The organism is Maritalea mobilis (assembly GCF_019800885.1).
Classification (GTDB): Bacteria; Pseudomonadota; Alphaproteobacteria; order Rhodobacterales; family Rhodobacteraceae; genus Roseibacterium; species Roseibacterium beibuensis.
Genome location: NZ_JAHVKE010000001.1, coordinates 1690626 through 1716122, shown reverse-complemented (window position 1 = coordinate 1716122; position 25497 = coordinate 1690626). Strand labels below are relative to the sequence as shown.

The 25497-nt window shown below is 66.7% G+C and carries 25 protein-coding genes; 14 read left to right on the top strand and 11 right to left on the bottom strand.

All coding sequences use genetic code 11. From position 1 onward, the window contains the following. Positions 1-23 precede the first annotated feature (23 nt). Together KUV65_RS08305 and trpS are read right to left on the bottom strand one after the other, a co-directional pair. Positions 24-506 carry a VOC family protein gene (locus KUV65_RS08305; RefSeq protein ID WP_222189331.1) on the bottom strand — a complete coding sequence of 161 codons (483 nt, stop codon included), beginning with the start codon at positions 504-506 and terminating at the stop codon, positions 24-26. 105 nt (positions 507-611) lie between these two features. Beyond that, complete coding sequence (gene trpS / locus KUV65_RS08300; RefSeq protein ID WP_222189329.1) at positions 612-1637, bottom strand: tryptophan--tRNA ligase; 1026 nt, start codon at positions 1635-1637, stop codon at positions 612-614. A 77-nt stretch (positions 1638-1714) separates the two neighbouring features. Here trpS and KUV65_RS08295 point away from each other — a divergent pair, with 77 nt between their 5' ends. Next, positions 1715-2425, top strand: coding sequence for a rhomboid family intramembrane serine protease (locus tag KUV65_RS08295; RefSeq protein ID WP_222189327.1), 711 nt, complete (start codon positions 1715-1717; stop codon positions 2423-2425). On the opposite strand, the gene murJ is transcribed toward KUV65_RS08295, so the two are convergent. Genes murJ through KUV65_RS08280 form a run of 3 tightly spaced genes read right to left on the bottom strand, consistent with a single transcriptional unit; the run spans position 2422 to position 7995 of the window. Further along, the gene (murJ, locus tag KUV65_RS08290) at positions 2422-4035 is read right to left on the bottom strand and encodes a murein biosynthesis integral membrane protein MurJ (RefSeq protein ID WP_222189326.1); all 1614 of its coding nucleotides are present in this window, start codon (positions 4033-4035) and stop codon (positions 2422-2424) included. The genes KUV65_RS08295 and murJ overlap by 4 nt on opposite strands. A gap of 2 nt (positions 4036-4037) precedes the next feature. Next, positions 4038-6866: a [protein-PII] uridylyltransferase gene (locus KUV65_RS08285; protein WP_222189325.1), complete on the bottom strand. Its 2829-nt coding sequence runs from the start codon at positions 6864-6866 to the stop codon at positions 4038-4040. Then, complete coding sequence (locus tag KUV65_RS08280; RefSeq protein WP_222189324.1) at positions 6826-7995, bottom strand: penicillin-binding protein activator; 1170 nt, start codon at positions 7993-7995, stop codon at positions 6826-6828. The genes KUV65_RS08285 and KUV65_RS08280 overlap by 41 nt, the downstream gene beginning before the upstream one ends. A gap of 129 nt (positions 7996-8124) precedes the next feature. Here KUV65_RS08280 and rsmI point away from each other — a divergent pair, with 129 nt between their 5' ends. From rsmI to gshB, 3 genes are all read left to right on the top strand, one after another. Next, positions 8125-9042, top strand: coding sequence for a 16S rRNA (cytidine(1402)-2'-O)-methyltransferase (gene rsmI, locus KUV65_RS08275; protein ID WP_222189323.1), 918 nt, complete (start codon positions 8125-8127; stop codon positions 9040-9042). Positions 9043-9080: 38 nt separating this feature from the next. Continuing rightward, the gene (locus KUV65_RS08270) at positions 9081-9455 is read left to right on the top strand and encodes a YraN family protein (protein ID WP_222189322.1); all 375 of its coding nucleotides are present in this window, start codon (positions 9081-9083) and stop codon (positions 9453-9455) included. A gap of 63 nt (positions 9456-9518) precedes the next feature. Next, complete coding sequence (gene gshB / locus KUV65_RS08265; protein ID WP_222189321.1) at positions 9519-10463, top strand: glutathione synthase; 945 nt, start codon at positions 9519-9521, stop codon at positions 10461-10463. A gap of 4 nt (positions 10464-10467) precedes the next feature. Here gshB and KUV65_RS08260 read toward each other — a convergent pair whose 3' ends face one another. The 4 genes from KUV65_RS08260 to KUV65_RS08245 form a co-directional block, all read right to left on the bottom strand. Next, positions 10468-12009: a YifB family Mg chelatase-like AAA ATPase gene (locus KUV65_RS08260; protein WP_222189320.1), complete on the bottom strand. Its 1542-nt coding sequence runs from the start codon at positions 12007-12009 to the stop codon at positions 10468-10470. A 121-nt stretch (positions 12010-12130) separates the two neighbouring features. Beyond that, positions 12131-12811 carry a glutathione S-transferase gene (locus KUV65_RS08255; RefSeq protein WP_222189319.1) on the bottom strand — a complete coding sequence of 227 codons (681 nt, stop codon included), beginning with the start codon at positions 12809-12811 and terminating at the stop codon, positions 12131-12133. A gap of 58 nt (positions 12812-12869) precedes the next feature. Next, positions 12870-13448 carry a histidine phosphatase family protein gene (locus tag KUV65_RS08250; RefSeq protein ID WP_222189318.1) on the bottom strand — a complete coding sequence of 193 codons (579 nt, stop codon included), beginning with the start codon at positions 13446-13448 and terminating at the stop codon, positions 12870-12872. Next, positions 13442-13999 (bottom strand): bifunctional adenosylcobinamide kinase/adenosylcobinamide-phosphate guanylyltransferase, encoded by a 558-nt coding sequence (locus tag KUV65_RS08245; protein WP_261331620.1) that lies wholly within the window; start codon positions 13997-13999, stop codon positions 13442-13444. Before KUV65_RS08245 ends, KUV65_RS08250 begins: the two co-directional genes overlap by 7 nt. Before the next feature lie 104 nt (positions 14000-14103). Between KUV65_RS08245 and KUV65_RS08240 the strand changes: the two genes are divergently transcribed. The 10 genes from KUV65_RS08240 to KUV65_RS08195 all read left to right on the top strand — a co-directional run bounded on the left by KUV65_RS08240 (position 14104) and on the right by KUV65_RS08195 (position 23525). After that, a complete protein-coding gene (locus tag KUV65_RS08240; protein WP_222189316.1) occupies positions 14104-14985 on the top strand; it encodes an RNA polymerase factor sigma-32 in 882 nt (293 codons plus the stop codon). Then, complete coding sequence (locus KUV65_RS08235) at positions 14985-15149, top strand: hypothetical protein (protein WP_222189314.1); 165 nt, start codon at positions 14985-14987, stop codon at positions 15147-15149. Before KUV65_RS08240 ends, KUV65_RS08235 begins: the two co-directional genes overlap by 1 nt. Before the next feature lie 98 nt (positions 15150-15247). Continuing rightward, on the top strand, positions 15248-16060 hold the full coding sequence (locus KUV65_RS08230) for a ChaN family lipoprotein (RefSeq protein WP_222189312.1): 813 nt from the start codon (positions 15248-15250) through the stop codon (positions 16058-16060). A 36-nt stretch (positions 16061-16096) separates the two neighbouring features. Beyond that, on the top strand, positions 16097-16861 hold the full coding sequence (locus tag KUV65_RS08225; protein ID WP_222189310.1) for a hypothetical protein: 765 nt from the start codon (positions 16097-16099) through the stop codon (positions 16859-16861). A gap of 29 nt (positions 16862-16890) precedes the next feature. Beyond that, a complete protein-coding gene (gene coaBC / locus KUV65_RS08220; protein WP_222189308.1) occupies positions 16891-18087 on the top strand; it encodes a bifunctional phosphopantothenoylcysteine decarboxylase/phosphopantothenate--cysteine ligase CoaBC in 1197 nt (398 codons plus the stop codon). Between the two features lie 54 nt (positions 18088-18141). Then, on the top strand, positions 18142-18609 hold the full coding sequence (gene dut, locus KUV65_RS08215; protein WP_308124569.1) for a dUTP diphosphatase: 468 nt from the start codon (positions 18142-18144) through the stop codon (positions 18607-18609). Continuing rightward, positions 18609-19664 (top strand): HesA/MoeB/ThiF family protein, encoded by a 1056-nt coding sequence (locus KUV65_RS08210; RefSeq protein ID WP_261331619.1) that lies wholly within the window; start codon positions 18609-18611, stop codon positions 19662-19664. The genes dut and KUV65_RS08210 overlap by 1 nt, the downstream gene beginning before the upstream one ends. A gap of 69 nt (positions 19665-19733) precedes the next feature. Further along, the gene (locus KUV65_RS08205; RefSeq protein ID WP_222189306.1) at positions 19734-20525 is read left to right on the top strand and encodes a substrate-binding periplasmic protein; all 792 of its coding nucleotides are present in this window, start codon (positions 19734-19736) and stop codon (positions 20523-20525) included. 56 nt (positions 20526-20581) lie between these two features. After that, the gene (locus tag KUV65_RS08200) at positions 20582-21394 is read left to right on the top strand and encodes an amino acid ABC transporter permease (protein ID WP_222189304.1); all 813 of its coding nucleotides are present in this window, start codon (positions 20582-20584) and stop codon (positions 21392-21394) included. A 112-nt stretch (positions 21395-21506) separates the two neighbouring features. After that, a complete protein-coding gene (locus KUV65_RS08195; RefSeq protein WP_222189302.1) occupies positions 21507-23525 on the top strand; it encodes a M3 family metallopeptidase in 2019 nt (672 codons plus the stop codon). Between the two features lie 41 nt (positions 23526-23566). Here KUV65_RS08195 and KUV65_RS08190 read toward each other — a convergent pair whose 3' ends face one another. After that, positions 23567-24271, bottom strand: coding sequence for a L,D-transpeptidase (locus KUV65_RS08190; protein WP_222189300.1), 705 nt, complete (start codon positions 24269-24271; stop codon positions 23567-23569). Between the two features lie 466 nt (positions 24272-24737). Next, entirely contained in the window at positions 24738-25337 is a 600-nt protein-coding gene (locus tag KUV65_RS08185) for an SH3 domain-containing protein (protein ID WP_222189298.1), read from the bottom strand. Positions 25338-25497: the final 160 nt, after the last annotated feature.

Genomic DNA, 25497 nt, shown 5'->3' with positions numbered 1-25497 from the left:
TGCAATGCCGCAAAGACGTTACGTCACGCCTCGGACAGAAGGGCGGGTATGTCCAACGGCGCATTGAACATTTCGATGTTTCCGTCGGAATCGCGCGGCCAGTCTTCCGGCGCGCGGTCGACATAAAGCTCGATCCCGTTCTGGTCGGGATCGCGGAAATAGACAGCCTCGGACACGCCGTGATCGGCGGCGCCGTCCAGGCGCACGCCGGACTCCAGCGCCTGTTTCAGCGCCTGCGCCAAGGCCGGGCGGTCGGGGTAGAGCAGCGCGAGGTGATACAAGCCGGTCGTGCCGGGGGCGGGCGGGGTGCCGCCACGGCTTTCCCAGGTGTTCAGGCCAACATGGTGATGGTAGCCGCCCGCGGACAGGAAGGCGGCCTGGTGGCCGAACTTCTGAATGAGCTCAAGCCCGAGAACCTCTCGGTAGAAGGCGATCGAGCGGTCGAGGTCGGACACCTTGAGGTGGACGTGACCCACGCGGGTCTCGGGGTGGGCTGTGTAGGACATCGCATATCTCCGTTCTTTCGAGCAGAGATATGAATTGTGCAGATGCGAAATGAAACAGACGCAAGCGCACCGGATTTGTGCATCCGTGCAGTGCGCCGCGCGCCCCTAGCTGCGCAGCATGCCCACGATATCGTAGGTCCGGTCGAGGATCGGGGCGGCGATCTCGCGCGCGCGCTCGGCGCCGCGTCCGAGGATGCGGTCGATCTCGGCCGGGTCATCCATCAACCGCGCCATCTCGGTCGAGATCGGGGCGAGTTGATCCACTGCGACATCGGCCAGCGCGACCTTGAAATGCCCGAAAAGCGCGCCGGCATGCTGGTCCAGAACCTCTTGCTGCGTGATATCGGCCAGCGCGGCGTAGATATTGACGAGGTTGCGCGCGTCGGGGCGTCCCTCCAGCCCCTCCACCGTGTCGGGCAGCGGGTCGGGGTCGGTCTTGGCCTTGCGGATCTTCTTGGCGATCGCGTCGGCGCTGTCGGTCAGGTTGATGCGCGTCTTGTCCGACGGGTCGGACTTGGACATCTTCCTGGTGCCGTCCTGCAGGTTCATCACGCGGGTTGCCGCCCCCCCGATCACCGGTTCGGTGATGGGGAAGAAGTCGACGTCGTAGTCGTGGTTGAACTTGGCGGCGATGTCGCGCGTCAATTCCAGGTGCTGCTTCTGGTCCTCGCCCACGGGAACATGGGTCGCGTGGTAGACAAGGATATCGGCGGCCATCAGCGCGGGGTAGGCGAACAACCCGAGCGAGGCATTCTCGGCGTTCTTGCCGGCCTTGTCTTTCCACTGGGTCATGCGGCCCATCCAGCCCATGCGCGCGACGCAGTTGAAGATCCAGGCCAGTTGGGTGTGCTCGGCCACCTGGCTCTGATTGAAGAGTACGCTTTTCTCCGGATCGATCCCGGCGGCGATGAAACCTGCACACAGCTCCCGCGTGTTGTTGCGCAATTCGGTCGGGTCTAGGCGCTTGGCGGTGATCGCGTGCAGGTCGACCATGCAGTAGATCGTCTCGTGCGTGCCTTCGTTCTGCATCGTCACGAAGCGTTTCATCGCGCCGAGGTAGTTGCCCAGCGTCAGCCCGCCAGAGGGCTGGATGCCGGAGAAAACGCGCGGGGTGAACTGGGGCTCGGACATGGGACGCTCTTTGCTGTGCGGACGTGGCGCCCGATCCTCTGGCCAAGCGCCGCGGCATCGCTTACCCACGGGGGCAGATGGCGTCAACCGAAGGCCGTGCCGCGATGGAAGACCACAACGTTTCCCCCTTCAATGCCTTGCCGCCCGTCGTGGTGGCTTTGGCCGTGGTGATCGGGGGGCTGGAACTCCTGTTTCAGGCCGCGAGTGCCGGGTTTCTCGGCGGACAGGGCGGTGTCGGCTGGCGCATCGCGGCGATGCAGGACTACGCCGTTCTCGACCAGGTCGCGGACTGGATGTGGGAGAACCGCAGCTTCCCGCCCGAGCATATGCTGCGCTTTCTCACCTATCCACTGATCCATGGTGGCTTTGTCCATACGGCATTCGTGGTCGTCTTCATCCTTGCCATCGGCAAGATGGTGGCCGAGGTCTTTTCGCCCATGGCCTTCGTGGTGATCTTCTGGCTGTCGGCCATGGCCGGGGCCCTGGCCTACGTGACCTTCCTCAACAGCCCCTATCCGCTGGTTGGCGGCTATCCCGGCGTTTACGGCCTGATCGGGGCGTTCACCTTCCTGATGTGGGTGGACCTGACCCACCGGGGCGGCAACCGCGCCCGCGCCTTCGGGCTGATCGGCATGCTTCTGGCGATCCAGCTGATCTTCGGTGTGCTCCAGGGCGAGTTCGGGAATGTCGTTGCCGATCTGACGGGCTTTGCGGCCGGGTTCCTGCTGTCCTTCGTCGTCAGCCCCGGCGGCTGGCAGCGCGTGCTCGGAAAGCTCCGCCAGCGTTAGGAGCGGCGCAGCGCCGTGCGGAACTCGGCCAGCCGGAACGCGCCAAGCCATTGGCCGATCGCGAAATAGGTCACCACGCCGCCAATGACGAGAATGGCGAGCCCGATGTACCGCCACCCCGGCGTGCCAAGCAGCGGGCCGAGGACAAGGGCGGCAATCCAGAGTGCGACGCCCATCAGCATTGATGCAAGGACGATGCGGGGCATCCGTGCGCGGAAGCGGTCGTCGAACCGGGCTACATCGCCCATGCCGCTCTTGCCGCGCAACAACAGCCAGACCATCGCCCAGGCCGCCAGCGTGGTGCCAAGCGCGGCACCGACGAAGCCGATGACCATGGCAAGGCCCACCGCTGCGACCGCGTTCACGACCATCGCGACCAAGGCATACCGGAACGGCGTGCGGGTGTCCTCGCGCGCGAAATAGAGCGGTTGCAGCACCTTTTGCAGAACGAAGGCAGGCAGGCCGAGGCCATAGGCCGCCAGCGCCAGGGCGGTTGCCGCGGTATCGTCGGCCTCGAATGCTCCGCGTTCGAACAGGACGGAGACAAGCGGCACGGGCACGACGACCAGCGCCACGGCTGCAGGCACGGTCAGCGCAAGGCAGATCTCTCCCGCCCGGCTGAGCGCGTGGCGCCCCCCCTCGGCGTCGCCGGCCTGCAGGCGGCGCGACAGGTCGGGCAAAAGCACGATGCCGATCGCGATTGCGACCACGCCCAGGGGCAATTGATACAGCCGGTCAGCGAAACTGAGCCAGGAAATCGCCCCCTCTGCCGAGAAACTCGCCACCTGGCGGCCCACAAGCAGGTTGATCTGCACGACCCCGCCCGCCAGCATCGCGGGCAGCATGATCACGGCCAGCTTCTTCATGTCCGGCGTGAGGCGCGGCCAATGCGGCAGCAGGCGATAGCCGGCCCGCGCGGCGGCGACCCAGACCAGCGCCATCTGCGCGACGCCCGCAAAGAGGATGCCCCAGACCAGGACGGTGCCGTAATTCAGGCCGATCAGCTCCGCATCCCGCCCCGCGCCCTCGACATCGACCGTGACGCCGGACAACCAGCCCTGATCCGTGGCAAGCAGCAGGCTGATCAGGATGACGTTCAGCAGGATCGGTGCCGCTGCGGCCGCGGCGAACCGACCGGTGGAGTTCAGCAGCCCTGACAGCAGGGCGGCAAGCGAGATGAAGATGATATAGCCGAAGGCGATACGCCCAAAATCGACGGCGAGGTCGAACCGCACATCCCCCGCAAAGCCCGAGGCCATGCCCAGAACGAACCACGGCATCGCCACTTGCGCGATCAGCGTCAGGGCGATCAGCACCGTCGCCAAAAGCGAAAAGGCATCGCGGGCGAAGCGCTTGGGGTCTTCCTCCCCTTCCAGCTTTTTCGAGAACATCGGCACGAAGGCGGTGTTGAACGCGCCCTCTGCAAAGAAACGTCGGAAAAGGTTCGGCAGCGCAAAGGCGACGAAGAACGCCTCCGAGACTGGCCCCACCCCCATGAAAGCGGCGATCAGGATGTCGCGCACGAAGCCGAGGATGCGGCTGCCCAGGGTCCAGCCACCCACGGTGATGAAACCCGCGATCAGACGGATCGGGCGCGGCCCGGGGCTCATGCTCAGGCCCCCGCCCGTTCGGCCACGCGCGCAATGGCGTCGCGCAGCTTGCGCTCAAGGCTTTCCTGCTTGGACTTGGTGTAGAGCTTCAGGCCGAACATGTCCTTGACGTAGAAGGTATCGACCACCTGCACCCCGTAAGTCGCGATCACGGCATGGGCGATGTAGATGTTGTTGTTCGCCAGCGTCTTGGTCAGGTCATACAGCAGGCCGGGCCGGTCGCGTGTATCCACCTCGATGATCGTGTAGATCTCGGAGCCTTCGTTGTCGAAGGCGATGTTGGTGGGCACGTCGAAGGGGCGTTCGCGCTTCTTGATCTTGTCGCGGCCTTCCAGCGCCTTGGAGGTTACGACTTCGCCTTTCAGGATCTTGCCGATCATGCCCTTCAGGCGCGGCAGTCGCGCGGCCTCGTAGGGGCTGCCTTCGGCATCCTGCACCCAGAACACGGCGGTCGCGTAGCCGTCCTTGGTCGTATAGGTGCGCGCGTCCACGACGTTGGCCCCGACAAGGCTCAACGCCCCGGCGAGCCTCGAAAAAATGCCCGGGTGATCGGACAGGGCAAAGCAGACGCGCGTGGCATCGCGATCTTCGTCTTCTTTCGTATCAATTCGGATTTCATCGGGGTCGAGGCCGCGCAGCATATGCGCGAAATCGACCTGCGTGGCGAGGTCGAGGCCCTGCCAGTAGGGTCCGTAATGGCGGTCGATCTCGGTCTTGACCTCGGCCTTGCCCCATTCCTCGGACAGCGCGGCCCGCAAGGCGCGCTTGGCCTCGCCTTCGAGGTTCTCGCGGTTGAGATCCTCCAGCCCCGTCTCCAGCGCCGAGGCCGTCGCCCGGTAGAGCCCGCGCAGAAGCGTGGCCTTCCAGTTGTTCCAGACACCGGGGCCGACGCCGCGGATGTCGCAGACCGTCAGCACGGTCAGCAGGTCCAGCCGGTCGCGGGTCTTCACCGCCTTGGCGAAGTCGCGCACCGTGCGCGGGTCGGCGATGTCACGTTTCTGCGCCATGTCGGACATCAGCAGGTGATAGCGCACCAGCCATTCGACCGTCTCGCATTCGGCGGGTTTCAGGCCCAATCGCGGGCAAACCGTGCGGGCGATCCGCGCGCCGACGATGGAGTGATCTTCTTTCCGACCCTTGCCGATATCGTGCAGCAGGCAGGCGACGTAGAGCACCTTGCGGTTCACCCCACGCTCTAGGATGCCGGAGGCGACGGGCAGCTCCTCGACCAATTCGCCGCGTTCGATCTGGGCCAGGTGCGAGATCACCTGGATCGTGTGCTCGTCCACCGTGTAGCTGTGATACATGTTGAACTGCATCATCGCGACCACCGGGGCGAATTCCGGGATGAAGGTCGCCAGAACGCCCAGCTCGTTCATGCGCCGCAGCGCGCGTTCCGGGTTGCCGTGTTTCAGCAGCAGATCGAGGAAGATGCGGCACGCCTCGGGGTCGCGGCGCATGCTGTCGTCGATCTGGTCGAGCCGCGCGGAGACCTCGCGCATGGCGTCGGGGTGGATCAGGTAGCCCGTCCGCAGCGCTTCCTCGAACAGGCGCAGGATATTCAGCTTGTCGGCGAAGAACGCCTCGTCATCCTCGACCGTCAGGCGGTTCTGCTTGAGCCCGTAGCCCGGCTTCAGCTTCTTGCGTCGCGACCGTCCGCGCAGAAACCCCAGGATGCCGGGTTCCTGTTTGACATGGGCGGCTTCCAACGCGGTCAGGAAGATGCGGGTCAGTTCGCCGACCTTCGTGCCGTGCCGGAAATAGTCTTGCATGAAATGCTCGACCGCGCGGCGCCCGGAATGATCGGTATAGCCAAGCCGTTCGGCCACGGCGACCTGGTTGTCGAAGGTCAACTGGTCCTGCGCCCGCCCCGCGATCAGGTGCAAATGGCAGCGCACGGCCCACAGGAACCGTTCGGCCGCGTCGAAGGCCGCGAATTCCTCGGGGCGGAAGACGCCGATTTTTACCAGCTCGGACGCGCGCTCGACCCCGTGCTGGTATTTGGCGATCCAGTAAAGCGTCTGCAGGTCGCGCAGCCCGCCCTTGCCCTCTTTCACGTTAGGTTCCAGCATGTAGCGCTGGCCGCCCTGCTTGCGGTGGCGCGTGCTGCGTTCCTCCAGCTTGGCCTCGACGAATTCGCTGAGCGTGCTGGCAAAGAGCTGCTCGCGCAGGGCGGTTTGCAACTCGTCGGCAATCGCCTCCTCGCCGCAGATAAACCGCATCTCCAGAAGCGAGGTGCGAATTGTGATGTCGTCCTTGCCGAGGCGCAGGCACTCTTTCACCGTCCGGCTGGCATGCCCGACCTTCATGTGAAGGTCCCACAACATGTAAAGCGTCGCCTCGATCACCGTTTCGATGGCGGGCGTCATCTTCCACGGCGTCACAAAGAGAAGGTCCACGTCCGAATAGGGCGCCATCTCGCCGCGTCCATAACCACCCACGGCCATCACCGCCATGCGGTCCGAGTCCCCGGGCAGGGCGTTGGGATGCAGGTGGGTTTGGGCGATGTGCAGAACCTCGCGCACCAGCTGGTCGGTGAGATGCGCATAGGCCCGCGTCGCCCGCCGTGCCGCGAGCGGCGAAGTGTCGATGGCCGACGCGATGGCCGCGCGGCCCGCGTCCTGCGCCTGTTGCAGGACCTTGACCGCGGCACCGCGCACCGCCGAGGTGTCGGCGGCATTCTCGACAGCGGCATCTACCCGCGCGCGGATCGCGGCGGGGTCGAAGATGGCCGTTTCGGGGAGGATCAGTTCCCCCGGTGCGGACGGGATGGGAAGGCGCGGGTTCCGGTCAGAAACCGGGAGCGCTAAGGCGTCTTGGGGCGGGGTCAATGATGGCCACCTGGTTGTCGGTGATCTGGGCGATGGCCATGGCGCGTGAGATCGTGCCATCGGCCAGCAGGCGGAAGACGCCGTTCGCGCCCTGGAATTCTCCTGCGGTCAGGTCTGCCGCGCCAAGGCGTCCGGCATTGGCCGCGGTTTCCCCTGCCGCGCGGATCGCGTCGTATCCCAAGGCCGCAAGGTTATGCGGCGCTTCGCCGTAGCGGCCCTGGTAGCGGGCTTCGAAATCGGCGGTGGCCGACGGATCGGGCAGGGCGAACCAGCCGCCCTGAAGGCCCGCGAATTCCAGCGTTTGCGGCGGGATGTCCCAACGGGTCAGGCCCATGACCTGCACCGCCTCGGTGTCGAGCCCGTTCTCGGGCAGAAGCTGTGCGAAAAAGGGCAGGGCGCCCGCCGAATCCGAGGTCAGGATCAGCCCGTTCGACCCGTTCTCGCGCACCGCGTCGACGACCTGCGGCACCACGTTGATGACACCGGTTTGCGAGAATTCGTAGGGGATGGTCGCCGCGATATTGGCGCCCGACCGGGCCGCGGCACTGCGCACCGCGTCACGCGCCACTTCACCGGCAAGGTTCGAGGCATGCACCAGCACGATGTTGCCGTTGCCCCGCTGGGCCGCGTAGCTGACCATGCGGGTTGCGGTGTTGGCGAAGGTGTGCCCAAGGACAAAGACGTTGCCCCCCGCGACCTCGGTGTTGTTGGAGAAACTCAGCACGCTGACATTGGAACCGGCAACGGCCACGCCCACGGCGGCGGCGGCGTCCGAGCGCAGCGGCCCGAGGATGACATCCGCCCCGTCGCGAACGGCCTCGCGCGCCACGTTGGCGGCGGTCGCGGCCTGACCGGCGGTGTCGTAAACGCTGATTTCCACGGTCACGCCCGACAATTCGGCGGCGGCCAGACGTGCTGCGTTCTCCAGACCGCGCGACACGATCGCGTCGCCACCCTGGGTGGAGCTCATCGGCAGCAGCATGGCAACCTGCACCGTCTGTCCGCTCACGCGCGGGCCGGAGCCACCGCCAAGGCCGCCGCCGACCTGACAGGCGGCAAGAAAGGCGGTAACGACCAGAAGGCCCAGCACTCGGGCCGGGTTGCGGAGCGCTCGGAAAGCGGAAATCATCGAAGCTTGTCCTCCGTGAGGCGCGAAAAACATTGGAAGGCAACCGGATGCCACCCTGTGGCAGGCTAGTTTCTCCGGTTGCGCAAGTAAACGCCGCTTGCACGAGGCGGTTGGAAGGGGTCATGGCCCATGGGCGAGGGCGAAAGCAAGCACCAGTTGCAAAAAACCGACCCGGGCGGCGGAGAGGTGCCGGTCGCGGCGGCCGCGCTTGCCCCCGGGCTGCATTTCGTGGCGACCCCGATCGGGACGGCGCGCGACATCACCCTCAGGGCGCTCGACACGCTGCGCGCGGCGGAGGTGATCGCGGCGGAAGATACCCGGAATGCGCGCCGCCTGATGGAAATTCACGGCATCCCCCTCGGGGGGCGACCGCTGTTGCCCTACCACGATCACAACGGGGCCGAGATGCGGCCACGCCTGATCCGGGCGCTGACAGAGGGCAAGCGCGTGGCCTATGTCTCGGATGCGGGCACGCCGCTCGTGGCCGATCCGGGCTATCAACTTGCCCGCGCGGCGATCGAGGCGGGGGTGCCGGTGACGGCGGCGCCAGGGCCATCGGCGGCGCTGGCCGCGCTGACGATTTCTGGCTTGCCCTCGGACCGGTTCCTGTTCGCGGGCTTCCCCCCGCCGCAGGCCGGGGCGCGCAAAGGATGGATCGCCGGGCTGGATGCGTCAGGCGCGACGGTGATCCTGTTCGAAAGCCCCAAGCGGATTCATCGTTTGTTAGGGGAATTGTGCGAGTCTCTGGGCGAGGATCGTCAGGCGGCGCTGTGTCGGGAACTGACCAAACGATTCGAAGAGGCGCGGCGCGGCACGCTGGCCGAGTTGCGAGACAGCGTGGAGGCCGTGCCGCCCAAGGGCGAAATCGTGCTTGTGCTGGATCGCGCAGGTGCGGTGGAGACGAGCGAAGAGGATCTGGACGCCGCCTTGCATGACGCCTTGGCGCGGCTTCGGGTCAAGGATGCCGCGGCCGAGGTGGCCGAGCGTCTGGGTTTGCCCAGGCGTGACGTCTACCAGCGTGCGCTGGCGTTGAAAGAGAAAGGCTAGCTCGGGCGCATGTCTCCCGGGACCGAAAGGAACGGGCAATGACGAATGCGAAACGGATCGAGCGCGGCCAGCGGAATTTCCACGCCGGACAGGCTGCCGAGGAGCAGGTCGCGCGCCGCTACGAGCGGGACGGGCACCGTATCCTTTCGCGACGCTGGCGGGGGCCTTTGGGCGAGATTGACCTCATCGCTGAGAAGGACGGGGAAACCGTCTTCGTCGAGGTGAAATCGGCGGCGGATTTCTCGAAGGCGGCGCAGTCGCTGACGCGGCGCCAGATCGACCGCCTGCTGCGGAGCGCCGAACACTACATCGGGGCCTTGCCGACGGGTTCCCTTACGCCGATGCGGTTCGACGTGGCCTTGGTGGATCGCTCCGGGCGCATGGAAATTCTGCCCAACGCGTTGATGACATGATGGCGCGCCATTGCCTCTCGGGGTGCAGCGCGCCATGTATGGCGCCGACACGGCCGTCGGAGGGTGACAATGAAAGTGGCATTCCAGATGGATCCGATCGGATCCGTCAACATCAACGCGGACAGCACGTTTCGTCTCGCCGAAGAAGCGCAGGCGCGCGGCCACGAGATGTGGGTCTATACGCCCGATCACCTCTCCTACCGCGAGGGCCGTGTGATGGCCCGCGCCCAGAGCCTGCGGGTCCAGCGCGTGCAGGGCGACCATGCCGACCTTGGCCCGGTCGCCGATATCGACCTCGGCGAGATGGACGTGGTCTGGCTGCGGCAGGACCCGCCTTTCGACATGGGCTACATCACCACGACGCATCTGCTGGACCGGCTCAAGGGGCAGGCGCTGGTTGTGAACGACCCGTTCTGGGTGCGCAATTCGCCGGAAAAACTGCTGGTGCTGGATTTCCCCGATCTGACCCCGCCCACCGCCATCGCCCGCGACATCGAGGTGTTGCGCGAGTTCAAGGAAAAGCACGGTGATATCATCCTTAAACCGCTTTACGGGAATGGCGGGGCGGGGGTGTTTCGCCTCGACCCGAACGACCGCAACCTGACTTCGCTGCACGAGCTCTTCACGGGAATGAGCCGCGAGCCCTTGATCGTGCAGAAATTCCTGCCCGACGTGTCGGCTGGCGACAAACGCATCATCTTGGTGGACGGTGAACCGGTCGGCGGGATCAACCGTGTGCCCGCCAAGGGCGAGACCCGGTCGAACATGCATGTCGGCGGTCGCCCCGAGAAAACCGACCTGACCGAGCGGGAGCGCGAGATCTGTGCGATCATCGGGCCGCGCCTGAAAGAGATGGGGCAGGTTTTCGTCGGCATCGACGTGATCGGCGGCTACCTGACCGAGATCAACGTGACCTCGCCCACCGGCATCCAGGAGCTCGAACGCTTCGACGGGGTCAACGTGGCCGGCCAGATCTGGGAGGCGATCGAAGCGCGCCTCGCCGGGTGAGCGGTCACACCGACTGCGCCCCGATCAGCCGGTAGCCCACAGCCTCGGCGATATGGGGCTGTCCGACCGTCTCGGCCCCGTCGAGGTCCGCAATGGTCCGGGCCAGCCGCAGCACGCGGTGATAGCCCCGGGCGGTCAGGTGGAACCTCTCGGCCGCCTTGAGCAGCAGGTCCTTGCCCGCCTTGTCCGGAGTAGCGATCCGGTCGAGCAGCGCGCCTTCGGCATCGGCATTCACGCGGGCCGCTGCACCGATCTCGGCAAATCGCGCGCTCTGGATGTCGCGCGCCGCGGCGACGCGTTTCGCGATCTCGGCCGACGTGTCACCCGAGGGCGGCAGGTCGAGATCGGCATAGCTGACCGGCGGCACTTCCAGCCGCAGGTCGAACCGGTCCATCAGCGGCCCCGAGATCTTGCCCATGTACTCCGCCCCGCATTGCGGCGCGCGGCCACAGGCTTGGCCCGCGTCGTAGAGCTGCCCGCAGCGGCAGGGGTTGGCGGCAGCGATCAGCAGGAAGCGGCAGGGATAGGTGACATGGGCATTGGCGCGGGCGACCACGACCTCGCCCGTTTCGATCGGTTGGCGCAGGGTTTCCAGAACGGCACGGGCGTATTCCGGGAACTCGTCAAGGAACAGCACGCCGTTATGCGCTAGGCTGATCTCACCCGGTTTCGCGCCACGCCCGCCCCCCACCACCGCGGCCATTGAGGCCGTGTGATGCGGCGCGCGGTAGGGGCGCGTGCGGGAAATGCCGCCCTCGTCGAGCAGCCCCGCAAGCGACTGGATCATCGAGGTTTCCAGCGCCTCCGGGGCCGAGAGCGGCGGCAAAATCCCGGGCAGGCGCGCAGCCAGCATGGATTTGCCCGATCCCGGTGAGCCGACCATCAGCATGTGGTGCCGCCCGGCGGCGGCGATCTCCAAGGCGCGTTTGGCGCGCTCCTGTCCGCGGACCTCTGACAGGCAGCCCGTGGTCGGATCATCACGGATCTCGCCGGGGCGGGCCGGGTCCAGCGGCGCACGGTCGGTCAGATGGGCGATCAGGTCGGCGAGGCTTTTGGCGGCAAAGACGGGCGTGGCGCCGACCCAAGCCGCCTCGGCCCCGCAGGCGGCGGGGCAGAGCAGGACGCGGTCGTCTTCGCCGGCGGCCAGCGCGGTCGGCAGCGCCCCGATGACAGGCACGAGGCGTCCGTCCAGCGACAACTCTCCAAGGGCCACAGCCTCCTCGACCCGGTCTGGGGGCAGGATGCCGAGGGCGGCAAGCAGCGCCAGTGCGATCGGCAGGTCGAAATGCGAGCCTTCCTTGGGCAGGTCGGCAGGCGACAGGTTTACCGTGATCCGCTTGGATGGCAGCGCGATGGCCATGGCCTGCAGTGCGGTGCGCACGCGTTCGCGCGCCTCGGATACGGCCTTGTCGGGCAGGCCCACCACGGCAAAGCCCGGCAGCCCGGCGGTGACCGCGCATTGCACCTCGACCCGGCGGGCGTCCAGCCCTTCGAAGGCGACGGTATGGCAGCGCGCAAGCGCCTCGGGGCTGGGACTGTCGAACATGGCGACAGTCTTCGCCCGGCTTGGTTAGGAAATGATTAACACCACCATCGGCGCGACACGTTTTCCTCGAGGAAAACGGCCCGGAAAACTCGAGTTTTCCGGCCGCGCCCCGAGCGTCGGCTCAGCTTGGCATCGGGAAGGGCAAGCGCGGCAGGCCCAAGTCGTATTTCGCGACTTCGTCATCCTCGGCCAGTCCCGCCTCGCGCCATTCGATGATAGCGGGGTGGGCCAGTTGCGCGGTCACGTAGCTCTGTGTCAGCGGATCGACTGCCAGGCCATAGCCCGCGATGCGGATGGCGACGGGGGCGAAAAAGACATCGGCAAGGGAATAGTCGCCATAGAGGTAAGGCCCGCCTGAGCGCGCCAATGCCTCGGACCATAGGGCTTGCAGCCGGTCGAGATCGGCCTGCACCGCGGCGCTGATCTCGAACCCGTCCCATGCCGTGCGCAAATTCATCGGGCAGGCGCTGCGCAGGGCCGTGAAACCGGAATGCATCTCGGCGATCAGGCTTTGCGCCTCGGCCCGCGCGATGGGGTCATCCGGCAGCAGGCCCTTCTCGGGGAAGGTTTCGGCAAGGTGCCAGGCAATGGCGAGGCTGTCGGTCAGGATGCCGCCTTCGGGCGTGCGCAGAACCGGCACGGTCCCCCCGCCGCCGAACGCCGCGACCTCTGCCGCGAAAGCGTCGGAATAGATGACGGTGGAAGACACCTCGACGGGAATGCCGAAGGCCGCGAAAGGGAGCCATCCGCGCAGGGACCAAGAGGAATAGCTGCGCTGGCCGATCAGGAGTGCATAAGCCATGGCGGCATAGGCGCAGGGGTGCGCGTCGGCGTCAATCGCCATTCGCTGATCGTGCCGATCAGGGAAGGTGATTGATGGCGGCAATGCGCCAGCCGTCGTCGCCGAGATGAAGTTCGGTGACCGACAGCGTGTCGATCCGATGGGAGAGCGCCTGTTCGGGCGCAAGGCCGCCCGCGCGGCTGAGATGGGTGAGGATGGCGCCGAAATGGCTGACCGCGATCAGGTCGCCCTCCACCTGTCCGATCAGCCTGTCGATCGCGGAGGAGACCCGCGCGGCAACGGCGTTCCAGCTTTCGCCCCCGGGTGGGGCGGTGTCGCCCGGCTGTTCCCAGAAGGTGCGGGACAGGTCCGGGTCGCGGGCGGAAACGTCGTCGAACTGCATCCCGTCCCACAGGCCGAAATCAAACTCGCGCAGGGCCGGGTCATGGGGCAGGCGAACACGCTCGGCCATGATGGCATCGGCCGTGGCGACCGCGCGCCGGAGATCGGAGGAGACGACAGTGGCCGTCCGGGGCAGGTAGGCGTCCAGCCGCGCAAGCGCCTGTCGATCCGACAGGTCGGCGGGCACATCGCGCCACCCGGTCATGGTGACTTGGTGGGTCGGTCCGTGTCGGACCCAGCAGAGCCGCCTCACCATGGGGTCGGTTTCGCCATGTCGGGCAAGGGCGCCTCACCCTTCAGGACCAAGGGCAGGCCGGCGGTGACCTGAACCACCAGATCGGCCTGCGCGGCGAGTTGCTGGTTCAATCGCCCCAGGGCCTGTTGAAAATGGCGATCGGGGTCTCCGTCCGGTGCGACCCCTCCGGTGACATCGTTGGTGACCAGAACGACGGGCGCGGGCAGTTGGTCGAGCACGTCTTCAAGCAGCGCGGCCTCTTCCTCGATATCGGCGCCGCTTCGCATCTGGTTCGACAGCCAGGTGGTCACGCAATCGACCAGCGCGACCTCTTCGACCTCGATCTGCGCGAGCGCCCGGGCAAGGTCGCGGGGGGCTTCGACGGTACGCCAGCCCTGCCCGGAGCGGCGGGCGCGGTGCACGTCGATCCGCGCCGCCAGATCCGCGTCATCGGCCTCGGCCGTGGCGAAATAGACCTTGGCAAGGCCCGAGCGGCGCACAAGCCTTTCTGCAAAGGCGGATTTGCCCGAGGCCGCGCCTCCAATGGCAAGTGTGATGGGGGGCAGTTGCAATTTTCTTTCCCGAGAAGTGATCCGGACGCGAAGACGTTGCGTAACAAATATGATCGCGGCTTGCGAGAAAAACAGCAAAAGCAACGAACCGGGGGGTTCTGACGATGGCTTTCGACATGGGTGGAGACCAATCTCTGTCACGGCGCGCCATGAAGGCGGAGCTGCTGGATGCGGAGACGGAATTGCAACTGGCCTACGCGTGGCGCGACCACCGCGACGAACAGGCGCTGCATCGGCTGGTGACGGCCTACATGCGGTTGGCGATCTCGATGGCGGCCAAGTTCAAACGCTACGGCGCGCCGATGAACGACCTGATCCAGGAAGCCGGGCTTGGCCTGATGAAAGCGGCCGACAAGTTCGACCCGGATCGCGGCGTGCGTTTCTCGACCTACGCGGTGTGGTGGATCAAGGCCTCCATTCAAGATTACGTGATGCGCAACTGGTCGATGGTGCGCACTGGCTCGACCTCGTCTCAGAAATCGTTGTTCTTCAACATGCGTCGGGTTCAGGCGCGGCTGGAGCGGGAAGCGCTGGCGCGGGGCGAAAACCTCGACAAGCACCAGATGCGCCAGATGATCGCCACCGAAGTGGGCGTGCCACTGCATGATGTCGAGATGATGGAAGGCCGCCTTGCCGGGTCCGATTACTCGCTGAACGCCACCCAATCCGTCGAGGACGAGGGGCGCGAATGGATTGATGCGCTGGAAGATGACAGCGCCCAGGCGGCCGACCTTGTGCAGGACACGCATGACAACGAACAGCTGCGTGAGTGGCTGATCAATGCGATGCAGGCCTTGAACGAACGCGAACGGTTCATCGTGCGCGAGCGCAAGCTGCGCGAGGAACCGCGGACGCTGGAAAGCCTCGGCAACGAGCTTGGCCTGTCGAAGGAACGCGTGCGCCAGCTCGAGGCCGCCGCCTTTGGCAAGATGCGCAAGAACCTCGAAGCGCAGTCGAAGGAGGTTCTGTCATTTTTCGCCGCTTGATGCTCCACGCGCCTTTGGCGCTGATCGCCGGACTGTTCGCCGGATCCTTCCTGTGGCTGACGCCGCAGGGAGGGTTGGATGCTGGTCCGACGGGGATCGCGGCAGATGCGGCTCAAGGGGTTATTGCCCCGCAGCCGATCCGCCAGATGGCGCTGTTCGACTAGGACCAGACAGACAGATGGTCGCGCGGCCTTGCCGGGCGACCGACCACGGCGCATGTGCCAACAGCTCACCTTTCCCAAGCCTTTGACGAGAGCCGCACATGTTTCGCTTTGTTTTTCCGATCCTGATGGCCACATCCGCCCTGCCCGTCGCGGCATCGGAGGTGGTGGACGCAGGTGCCCTGTCCGAGGTGACGCAGGGTGCCGATGTGATCATCCTGGGCGAGGTGCATGACAATCCCCACCATCACGCCTTGCAAGCCGATGCGGTTGCCGCCATCGGCCCGACCGCCCTGGTGTTCGAGCACCTGACCGAAGCGGCAGCGGCCAGCGTGACCCCGGAACTGGCCGGTGACGCCGCGGCCTTGGAAGAGGCGCTGAACTGGGCCGAAAGCGGTTGGCCGGATTTCTCGTATTACTATCCCCTGATCGCCTTTGCCCAAAACGGGCCCATCTACGGCGCGCAGGTTGGGCGAGAGGCGGCGCAGGCGGCCTTCGCGGATGGCGCAGCGGCGGCATTCGGCCCGGACGCCGGGCGCTATGGCCTGACCACCGCCTTGCCCGAGGACGAACAGGCCACGCGCGAGGCCGAACAGATGGCGGCGCATTGCGACGCCCTGCCGGAAGAGATCCTGCCCGGATTTGTCGAGGCGCAGCGTTTGCGTGACGCGGCCCTTGCCGCAGCCACGCTGGAGGCGTTGGAGGCGCATGGCGGGCCTGTTGTCGTCATCACTGGCAATGGCCATGCCCGGCGCGATTGGGGCATCCCTTCGGTCCTTTCCGTTGCGGCCCCTGACCTGAACGTGGTCAGCCTTGGGCAGTTCGAAGAGGCGCCGCAGGGCGATATCCCGTTTGACCTCTGGGCCGTTGCGGACCCGGTCGAGCGGCCCGACCCCTGCGCGGCGTTTCGCTGACTTGTGCCGCGCGCGTGACGTCGCCATTTCGGTCGGATGAGCTATGCGCGCTTTGTCCAGGGCCTTTTCCGGCTAAGCCTGATCGGATTTGTCACGGTCCTCGCTGTCTATGCCGCGATGATCGCGTTGATCGCATGGCCTGCGCCGTTGTTCTCGCATGAGCGAACGGGTGGGGCGCTGACCTTCCACTCGGACGTGCCGCTGCCGCCCTCGGCCGAGGTCATGGGCCAGGAGGTGACGGCGCTCTTGGCGGCCTCGCCCCTTGGCCCGCCTGAAGAGGTTCATGTCTGGCTGGTCGAGGACGGTCTGGCGCTTCGGGTCTTCTTTGCGGGGTCCCCGCGTGCCTCCGGCCTGACCTACCCGGTGGCGTCGCTCGACAACATCTTCTTGCGCCACGCGGATTTCGACCGGAACCAGCTGGTGCGCGCGGGCCAAGCGGTGCCGCCGCCGCGCACGCTCAGCTACTACATCGTGCACGAGGCGACGCATCTGCAACTGTCGCGCTACGCAGGCCGCTTTGCCGTGCCGCGCATCCCGCGCTGGATCAACGAAGGATTTGCCGACTATGTCGCGCTGGGTCCGGCCACGCCCGACATGGTCGCCCGGGCAAGCCATGGGCGTCCCCTGCCGCGAGAGGCGTTTGGAAGCTACCCGCAGGAACGGGTCTGCGTCACGCTGGCCCTGGAGCGGCTGGGCGGTGATCTCGATGCGCTGCTGGCCCTGCGGAACGAAATGGGCGCGGACGGGGCCTGTCCGCTGGTGCCGCAATTCGGCATTGCCCCAGTCGGGGCCGCCACCTAACCTGCCGCGCGGCAGACGGGGACGGGATCATGCTGACGGACAAGCGAATTCTCCTGATTATCGGCGGCGGTATCGCGGCCTTCAAATCGCTCGATCTGATCCGGCGGCTGCGAGAGCGCGGGGCCTCGGTCGTCCCGGTTCTGACGCCCGCCGCCGAGCATTTCGTCACCCCTTTGTCGGCCTCGGCGCTGGCTGGCGAAAAGGTCTATCGCGACCTGTTCGACCTGACGGACGAGGCGGAGATGGGCCATATCGAACTCAGCCGCGCCGCCGATCTGGTGGTGGTCGCGCCGGCCACGGCCGACCTGATGGGCAAGATGGCCGCCGGGCTTGCCAACGACCTTGCCTCGACCCTTCTGATGGCGACCGACAAGCGCGTGCTGATCGCGCCCGCGATGAACCTGCGCATGTGGGAGCATCCGGCGACCCGGCGCAACCTCGCGACGCTGGAGGGCGACGGTATCCTCGTCGTGGGCCCAAACGAGGGCAACATGGCCTGCGGTGAATTCGGGCCGGGCCGCATGGCCGAGGTGCCCGAGATCGTCGAGGCGGTCGAGGCGGCGCTGGGCGATGGGCCGCTCAAGGGCAGGCATGTGCTGGTGACATCTGGTCCGACGCATGAGCCCATCGACCCGGTGCGCTATATCGCCAACCGGTCCTCCGGTGCACAGGGTACGGCGATCGCCGCCGCGCTGCGCGACCTGGGCGCGCGGGTCAGTTTCGTGACCGGGCCAGCCGACGTGCCGCCGCCCGCGGGCGTCGAGGTGATCCCGGTGCAAACCGCGCAGGAGATGGCCGAAGCCGTCAACACGGTCCTGCCCGCCGATGTCGCCGTTTTCGCCGCGGCCGTCGCCGATTGGCGGGTGGCCAATGCCGCCGGGCAAAAGATGAAAAAGGACGGAAGCGGCAGCCTGCCTGCGCTGGAATTTGCCGAGAATCCCGACATCCTCGCCAGTGTCAGCCAGTTGCAGGCCGGCCGCCCCAAGCTGGTGGTCGGGTTCGCCGCCGAAACCCATGACGTGGAACGCCACGCAACCGAGAAACGCGCGCGCAAGGGCTGTGACTGGATCGTCGCCAACGATGTCTCGCCCGAGACGGGGATCATGGGCGGGGCCGAGAATGCGGTGACCCTGATCACCGCCGACGGGGCCGAAACCTGGCCGCGCCTGTCGAAACACGAGACAGCGCGCCGTCTGGCCCTACGTATCGCCGAGGCGTTGGACTAGGGCGGCGTGTCCGCGTCCGTTGGGGCGACTGAACACCGAAGACGGAGGTAACGGGTGAACGTTACGGTCGATATCATGCGCGAAGATTGGGCCGATCCGGATATCGCGCTGCCGGATTATGCGACGGCGGGCGCGGCCGGGGCCGATGTGCGCGCGAATTTCGAAGCCGAGCGGCGGGATGCGGGCTTGACCCTTGCCCCCATGGCGCGCGCGCTGGTGCCCACGGGCCTGCGGGTCGCCATCCCCGAAGGCTACGAGATGCAGGTTCGTCCACGCTCGGGCCTTGCGCTGAAACATGGCGTGACGCTGGTCAATACGCCGGGCACGATTGACGCCGATTATCGCGGGCCGCTGGGGGTGATCCTGATCAACCTCGGGGAAGAGTCTTTCCGGATCGGCCATGGCGACCGGATCGCGCAGGCGGTGATCGCGCCGGTCGCCCAGGCGCGCTTTGACGTGGTAAGCGCCTTGCCCGATACCGACCGCGGCGCGGGCGGCTTCGGGTCGACCGGGGTCGGCTGATGCTGTTCGTCTTTCTCCTCGCAGGGGCGCTCTGGGGCGTCGGGGCCTTGATGAAGACCCCGGTTCAGGCGCGGCTCTACATGGTCGGGCTGCTCTACGTGGCGGTTCTGGGCGTGCAGGTGGCGCTGCCCGCGGGCCATCCCTTGCGCGAGATGACGGGCGGCTCGCCCGCCTTGTGGCTGCTCCTGGGCGGGGCGTTCGTGCTGATCCTGATCTACCGCGCCGGGCTATCCCGCCTTCGGGGCCGCGCCGAAGCGGTCGAGGCCGCGCGCAATGACGGCACGGCGCAGGAGCCCTCTGGCCCCTTCACGGGCGAGGAACTGGAACGCTACGCCCGCCACATCACGCTGCCCGATATCGGCGGCGGCGGACAACTGGCGCTGAAGAACGCCAAGGTTCTGGTCGTCGGCGCCGGTGGCCTTGGGTCGCCTGCTTTGCTCTATCTCGCGGCGGCGGGTGTGGGCCGGATCGGCGTGATCGACCATGATGTCGTCAGCCTGTCGAACCTGCAGCGGCAGGTGATCCATACCGACGCGCGGCAGGATATGCCCAAGGTGTTTTCCGCCGAGATCGCGATGAGGGCGCTGAACCCGCGCATCGACGTGCGGCCCTACAATCGCCAATTGAGCGCGGACATCGCCGAGGAGTTGTTCGGCGATTACGATCTGATCCTCGACGGCACCGACAGTTTCGAGGTGCGCGCGCTGGTCAACCGCGCGGCGGTGGCCGCAGGCCGCCCGGTGATCGCGGGGGCGATCTCGGCGTGGGAGGGGCAGGTGACCCTCTACGATCCGGCGGGGGGTGCCCCCTGCATGGCCTGCGTCTTTCCCGAGGCGCCGGCACCGGGCCTTGCGGCGACCTGCGCCGAGACCGGTGTCATCGGCGCCTTGCCGGGGGTGGTCGGCTCCATGATGGCGCTGGAGGCTGTGAAGGAGATCTGCGGCGCGGGCGACGGCCTGCGGGGGAGGATGCTGATTTACGATGCACTCCATGCCGAGACCCGCACGGTTCGGATGCAGCGCCGGGCTGATTGCCAGGTCTGTGGCGACCTCTAGGCGCGCTTCCCCTTGCCCGGGCCGCGCGCGCAGGCATACTCGGGCCAAAACCAGCCTGGGAGTTCCGCCATGTTCCGTTTCCTTGCCGCGCTGACCGCGTTCGGCCTGATCGCCCCCCTTGCCGCCACCGCGCAGGACCTGCCCGACCTCGAAGGGCGCGAGGTGGTCGTCGTGACCGAAAACGCCTACCCGCCGCTGCAATTCATCGACCCGGCCTCGGGCCATGAAATCGGCTGGGAATACGACGCGCTGGCGATCATCGCCGAGCGGATCAACATCACGCCCATCATCGAGAATATCAGTTGGGACGCCATGATCCCGGCCGTGGCCGAGGGGCAGTACGACATGGGCATGACCGGCATCACGATCCGCGAAGACCGTGACGAACTGGTCGATTTCAGCGCACCCTACATGGTCAGCCAGATGCGCATGCTGGTGCGCGCGGACGAGGACCGGTTCGAGGATGCCGCCGGGTTCGCCGCCGACGAGGACCTGCTGCTTGGCACGCAAGCGGGCACGACACCCTTCTACGTGGGCGTCTATGACGTGCTGGACGGCAACGAGGCCAACCCGCGCCTTGTCTTGGTCGAAACCATCCCCGCCGCGATCCAGGCGCTGATATCGGGCGATGTGGACATGGTGCTGGCCGACAGCGCCGGGGGCCAGGGCTATGTCAACGCCAATCCCGATGCGCTGATGATGGTGGGCGAACCGCTGGGCACCGAGGAATTCGGCTTCATCTTTCCAAACGGCTCGGACCTGGTCGAACCTTTCAACGCCGCCATCGAGTCGATGCGCGCCGACGGCACGCTTGAGGAACTGGACCAGCGCTGGTTCGTCGAGTACGTGCTGGGCGAGTAAGCAACGCTCCATGACAAAGGCGCCGGTCCCGCGCGGGCCGGCGTTTTCATTGCCCGATGATCCCGACCTCTCCCCCCGACCGTGACTTTCCGTGGTGGCTGGTGGCGCTTGCGCTGCTGGGCGGCGTGGCCGCGTGGCGCATCGCGACCGACGAGATGTACCTGCAGGTGCTGGACACGCTGCGCCGGGGCATCCTGATCACCATCATGGTGACGTTGGTGGGGTTCGCGATGGCCTCGGCCATGGGCCTTTTGATGGCGGTGATGAGCCTGTCGCGGGCGCTGCTGCTCCGGCAGGTGGCGCGGTTCTACATCGAGGTGGTGCGCGGCATCCCGATCCTGGTTCTGCTGCTCTACGTCGCCTTCGTTTTCGCGCCTGCACTGGTGGCGGGCTATAACTGGCTGGCCGAGGAGATCGGTTGGGCCACGATCCGCACGCGGGATTTCCCGCTCCTCTGGCGGGCGATCATCGCCCTTGCGATCGGCTATTCCGCCTTCATCGCCGAGGTGTTCCGCGCGGGCCTGCAATCCGTCGATCCCGGCCAGATCGAGGCCGCACAGGCGCTGGGCCTGAACCGCTGGCAGCGGTTCCGGCATATCGTCTTTCCGCAGGCGATCCGCACGATCCTGCCGCCGCTGGGCAATGATTTCGTCGCCATGGTGAAGGACAGTTCACTGGTCTCGGTCCTGGGCGTCCTCGACGTGACGCAACTGGGCAAGGTCACGGCAGCGTCGAACTTTCGCTATTTCGAGACCTATAACGTGGTCGCGCTGATCTACCTGACGATGACGGTGACCCTGTCGCTGCTGCTGCGCCGGTTGGAGCGGCGTTTGCGCGAGGGAGGGGGGCAGGCGCGCCGGGGGTCTTGACCCCCCGTCGCGCCTTGGGCGCCCGGTGGCATCGGCTGGATTTTTCGCCGCCCGTCTCGCAGCCGGGGGCGGGGTGGCCTATGTCTGGTGAAACGCAACCGAGGATGTCCCCATGACCAACCTGCTGCTTGAAAACTGGAACACGCCGTTCGACCTGCCGCCCTTCGACAAGATCGAGGATGCGCATTTCGGCCCGGCCATGGAGGCCGCGCTGGAGGACGGGCGCGCCGCGATCCGCGCGATTGCCGAGGCACCCGAGCCGCCCACCTTCGCCAACACGATCGAGGCGCTGGAACTGGCCGATGCAACGCTCGACCGGGTGGCGGGGGTGTTCTTCAACCTGGCCGGGTCGGATTCGAACCCCAAACGCCAGGAATTGCAGCGCGCGTTCGCGCCGAAACTCTCGGCCTATTCCTCGGAGATCGTGAACAACGAGGCGTTGTTCCGCCGGATCGACGACCTCTGGCAGCGGCGCGATACCCTGGGCTTGAGCGCCGAGCAGATGCGCGTCCTCTACCTGACCCATCGCGGGTTTGTTCGTTCGGGCGCCGCGCTGGAAGGCGCGGCGCGGGAACGGCTGACCGAGGTCAAAAGCCGCCTGTCCGTGCTTGGGACTGAGTTCACGCAGAACCTGCTGGCCGACGAGGCGGGATGGTTCATGGAGCTTGCCGAAGAAGACCTCGAAGGCCTGCCCGATTTCGTGGTCAGCGCCGCGCGTGCGGCGGGCGAGGAGAAGGGCGCGAATGGCCCGGTCGTGACGCTGTCGCGGTCGCTGATCGTGCCGTTCCTGCAATTCTCGCCCCGACGCGACCTGCGCGAGACGGCCTATCGCGCCTGGGCCGCGCGCGGGATGAACGGCGGTGAGACCGACAACCGGGGCATCGCGACCGAGGTCCTCGCGCTTCGCGACGAACGCGCCAAGCTGCTCGGCTACGAGAGCTTCGCGGCCTACAAGCTGGAAACCGAGATGGCCGGCACGCCCGAGGCGGTGCGCGACCTGCTGATGGCCGTCTGGTCGCCCGCCAAGTCCGCGGCCGAGGCCGATGCGGATGTGCTGGCGAAGATGATGGCCGAGGATGGCGTGAACGGTCCGCTGGAGCCGTGGGATTGGCGCTACTACGCCGAGAAACGGCGACTGGCCGAGCATGACCTCGATGAGGCGGAGTTGAAGCCCTATTTCCAACTCGACGCGATGATCGACGCCGCCTTCGATTGCGCGACCCGCCTGTTCGGGCTGGAGTTCCGGCCGCTCGACGTCACGCTCTATCACCCCGATGCACGGGCCTGGGAGGTCACGCGTGACGGGCGGCACATGGCCGTGTTCATCGGCGACTATTTCGCGCGCGGCTCCAAGCGCTCGGGTGCGTGGTGCTCGGCCATGCGCAGCCAGAAGAAACTGGGCGGCGAGGTGCGGCCCATCGTGGTGAACGTGTGCAACTTTGCCAAGGGCGACCCGGCGCTTCTGTCCTACGACGACGCGCGCACGCTGTTCCACGAGTTCGGCCACGCGCTGCACCAGATGCTGTCGGACGTGACCTATGCCTCGATCAGCGGCACCAGCGTCGCGCGCGATTTCGTGGAACTGCCCAGCCAGCTTTACGAACACTGGCTGGAGGTGCCCGAAGTGCTGGAAAAACACGCCCGCCACGCCAAGACGGGCGAGGCCATGCCGCGGGAGTTGCTGGATCGCCTGCTGGCGGCACAGACCTATGACATGGGGTTCCAGACGGTCGAGTATGTGGCCTCCGCGCTGGTCGATCTCGATTTCCATGATGGCGCCGCGCCCGCCGACCCGATAGCGGCGCAGGCCGACACCCTTGCGCGGATCGGGATGCCGCACGCGATCGGGATGCGCCATGCCACGCCGCATTTCGCCCATGTCTTCGCGGGCGACGGTTATTCCTCGGGTTATTACAGCTACATGTGGTCCGAGGTGATGGACGCCGACGCCTTCGCCGCCTTCGAAGAGGTCGGCGATCCGTTCGACGCAACCCTTGCCGCCAAATTGGAACAGCATGTCCTGTCCGCCGGCGGCTCGGCCGAGGCAGATGCTCTCTATACCGCGTTCCGCGGTCGGATGCCGGGGGTCGAGGCCCTGCTCAAGGGGCGGGGTCTGCTGGACGCGGCCTGAGGATTGCGCCGCCCCGACCGACAGATCGGGGCGGGACCGCGTCAGTAGAGCGGCGGGGCGTCGCTGGCCTGTATCGAGGGAAAGACGATCACGTCCGCGCCGTGTATGGCGCGGTCATGCAGGTCGATCGCGTCTTGATCCAGCATGCGGATACAGCCCGAGGACACGGCTTGTCCCAACCCCTCGGGTGTGGCGCCGCCATGGATGCGGTAAAGCGTGTCTTCTCCGTTCTGGAACAGGTAGAGGGCGCGGGCCCCCATCGGGTTGCCGGGGCCCGGGTCCATCCCGCCATTCGCCACCGAATAGGGTTCCAGCTCGGGCTGTCGCTCGATCATGCTCTCGGGCACGTTCCAGCGCGGCCATTCGCGGCGGAATTGCAGCCGGGCCGTGCCGCTCCAGGAAAACCCTTGCGCGCCCACGCTGACACCGTAGCGCATCGCGCGGTCTGGGCCTTGGAGAAAGAACAGCAACCTTGCATCCGGATCGACGACGATCGTGCCGCGCACACGGTCGGGCCAGGGGTTCGCGACCTCCTGGCGCCACAACTCGGGCCGCACGCTGCCGGGTGGGATTGCGGGGACGGGGAAAGGCTCGTCGGTGATGGCGCCGTAGAAATCCGGCATAGGCGGTGGTGGTGGAACGGCCGAGACGCTTTCGGCGCGGGTGACGGCGTTGTCCTGCGGTTGCTTACAGGCAGTCAGGCCGCTCGCCAAGGAGAGGAACGTGAAGCTTCGACGGGTCAACATGATGTGGTCCTTCGATCTGACGGAAACAGGCGCGGAGCGCCGGTGGTCGGATCAGGACAGACGGGGCGGGGACCGTGGGGGAGACATGCTGCGGCCCTTGACCGTCGGGTCACCCCCGAGGCCAGGGCTTTGGGTGCGCGAGGGGGTATCGCGCAGCGCGATGTCATCGGCAGGCAGAATATCGGACCCGCAGGGCGCGCCGGGCAGAACTGCTGTGCGGCAGTGTTTCGTTGATGTCAGCGAGACGACCTCGGCGGGGAATGTCTCTGGCCCGGCGCTCGCTGAGACCACAACATCGGGCCTTCGTTCGGCGGCTGCGCCCGTATAAGCCCCCCACGGCAAGAGAAGCACGGCCAACGCCAGCATGAGGAGTGCACGGAGTGTCGTCATGATCTCCACGTGGCCAAATGCGCGGCCAAAGTCGAGACGGGTTGACGCGGTTGTGACCGCCGTCGTGTCGCGCTCCTCACTCGAAGGTTTCGCCCGGCTCGACGCCCCAAAGCGCGGCGCTGCGGACCCAGCCGCGATAGCCGGCGACTTCCATCAGGCACCAGTCGGGCTGGCATTCGCGCAGACGTCCGATCACGCCAAGCTCGGCGCGGGCGCGCACGGGGCTGGCCGGGTCGGGGCGGGCGTGAAGCGGCAGCATGTCTTCCTCGACGATCGCGGTGCGCACACCGGACAGAAGCGAGTAATGCATCCAGCCGCCGGCCCCGTCGCGATCCACCACACGGCGCCAATGGCCGTGCTCGGCCACGATCATCACCGGCATGTCGCGGCGCTGGAATACCCAGTCGATGCGATGGCTGCGTGACGGGCCGCGGCGGGCGTTGCCCTCGGACGCGCCCATGGAGACGAAGCGGGGCAGCGGAAAGCCGGTGACCGGGCCGGTCCGCTGAGGCGTAGCGCGCGCGGCGGGGGCGGTGGCCTCGGCCGCGGCCTGGACGATCTCGGGGCGGGGGGCGGGGTGCAGCGCGGGCGGCAGGCGGCGCGCCTCTCCCTCACCCGATTGCTGGGCCAGCGACACGGCGCTGGCGGTAAGGCTCAACAGAAAGACGAGGCCCATCACGGCCTTCCTGGGGAATCCTGTCACGCTCTGCCTCCAATGCGCGGACCCGTTCTGTCGCGGGTTCCGCACCGTTCCGTCGTATTTTTTCTTGCCGCTTTTGTCGCGGTGCCGGGCTGACGCCTTGCGCCATTCCGATGGATCGGAGAGTGTCACGGGA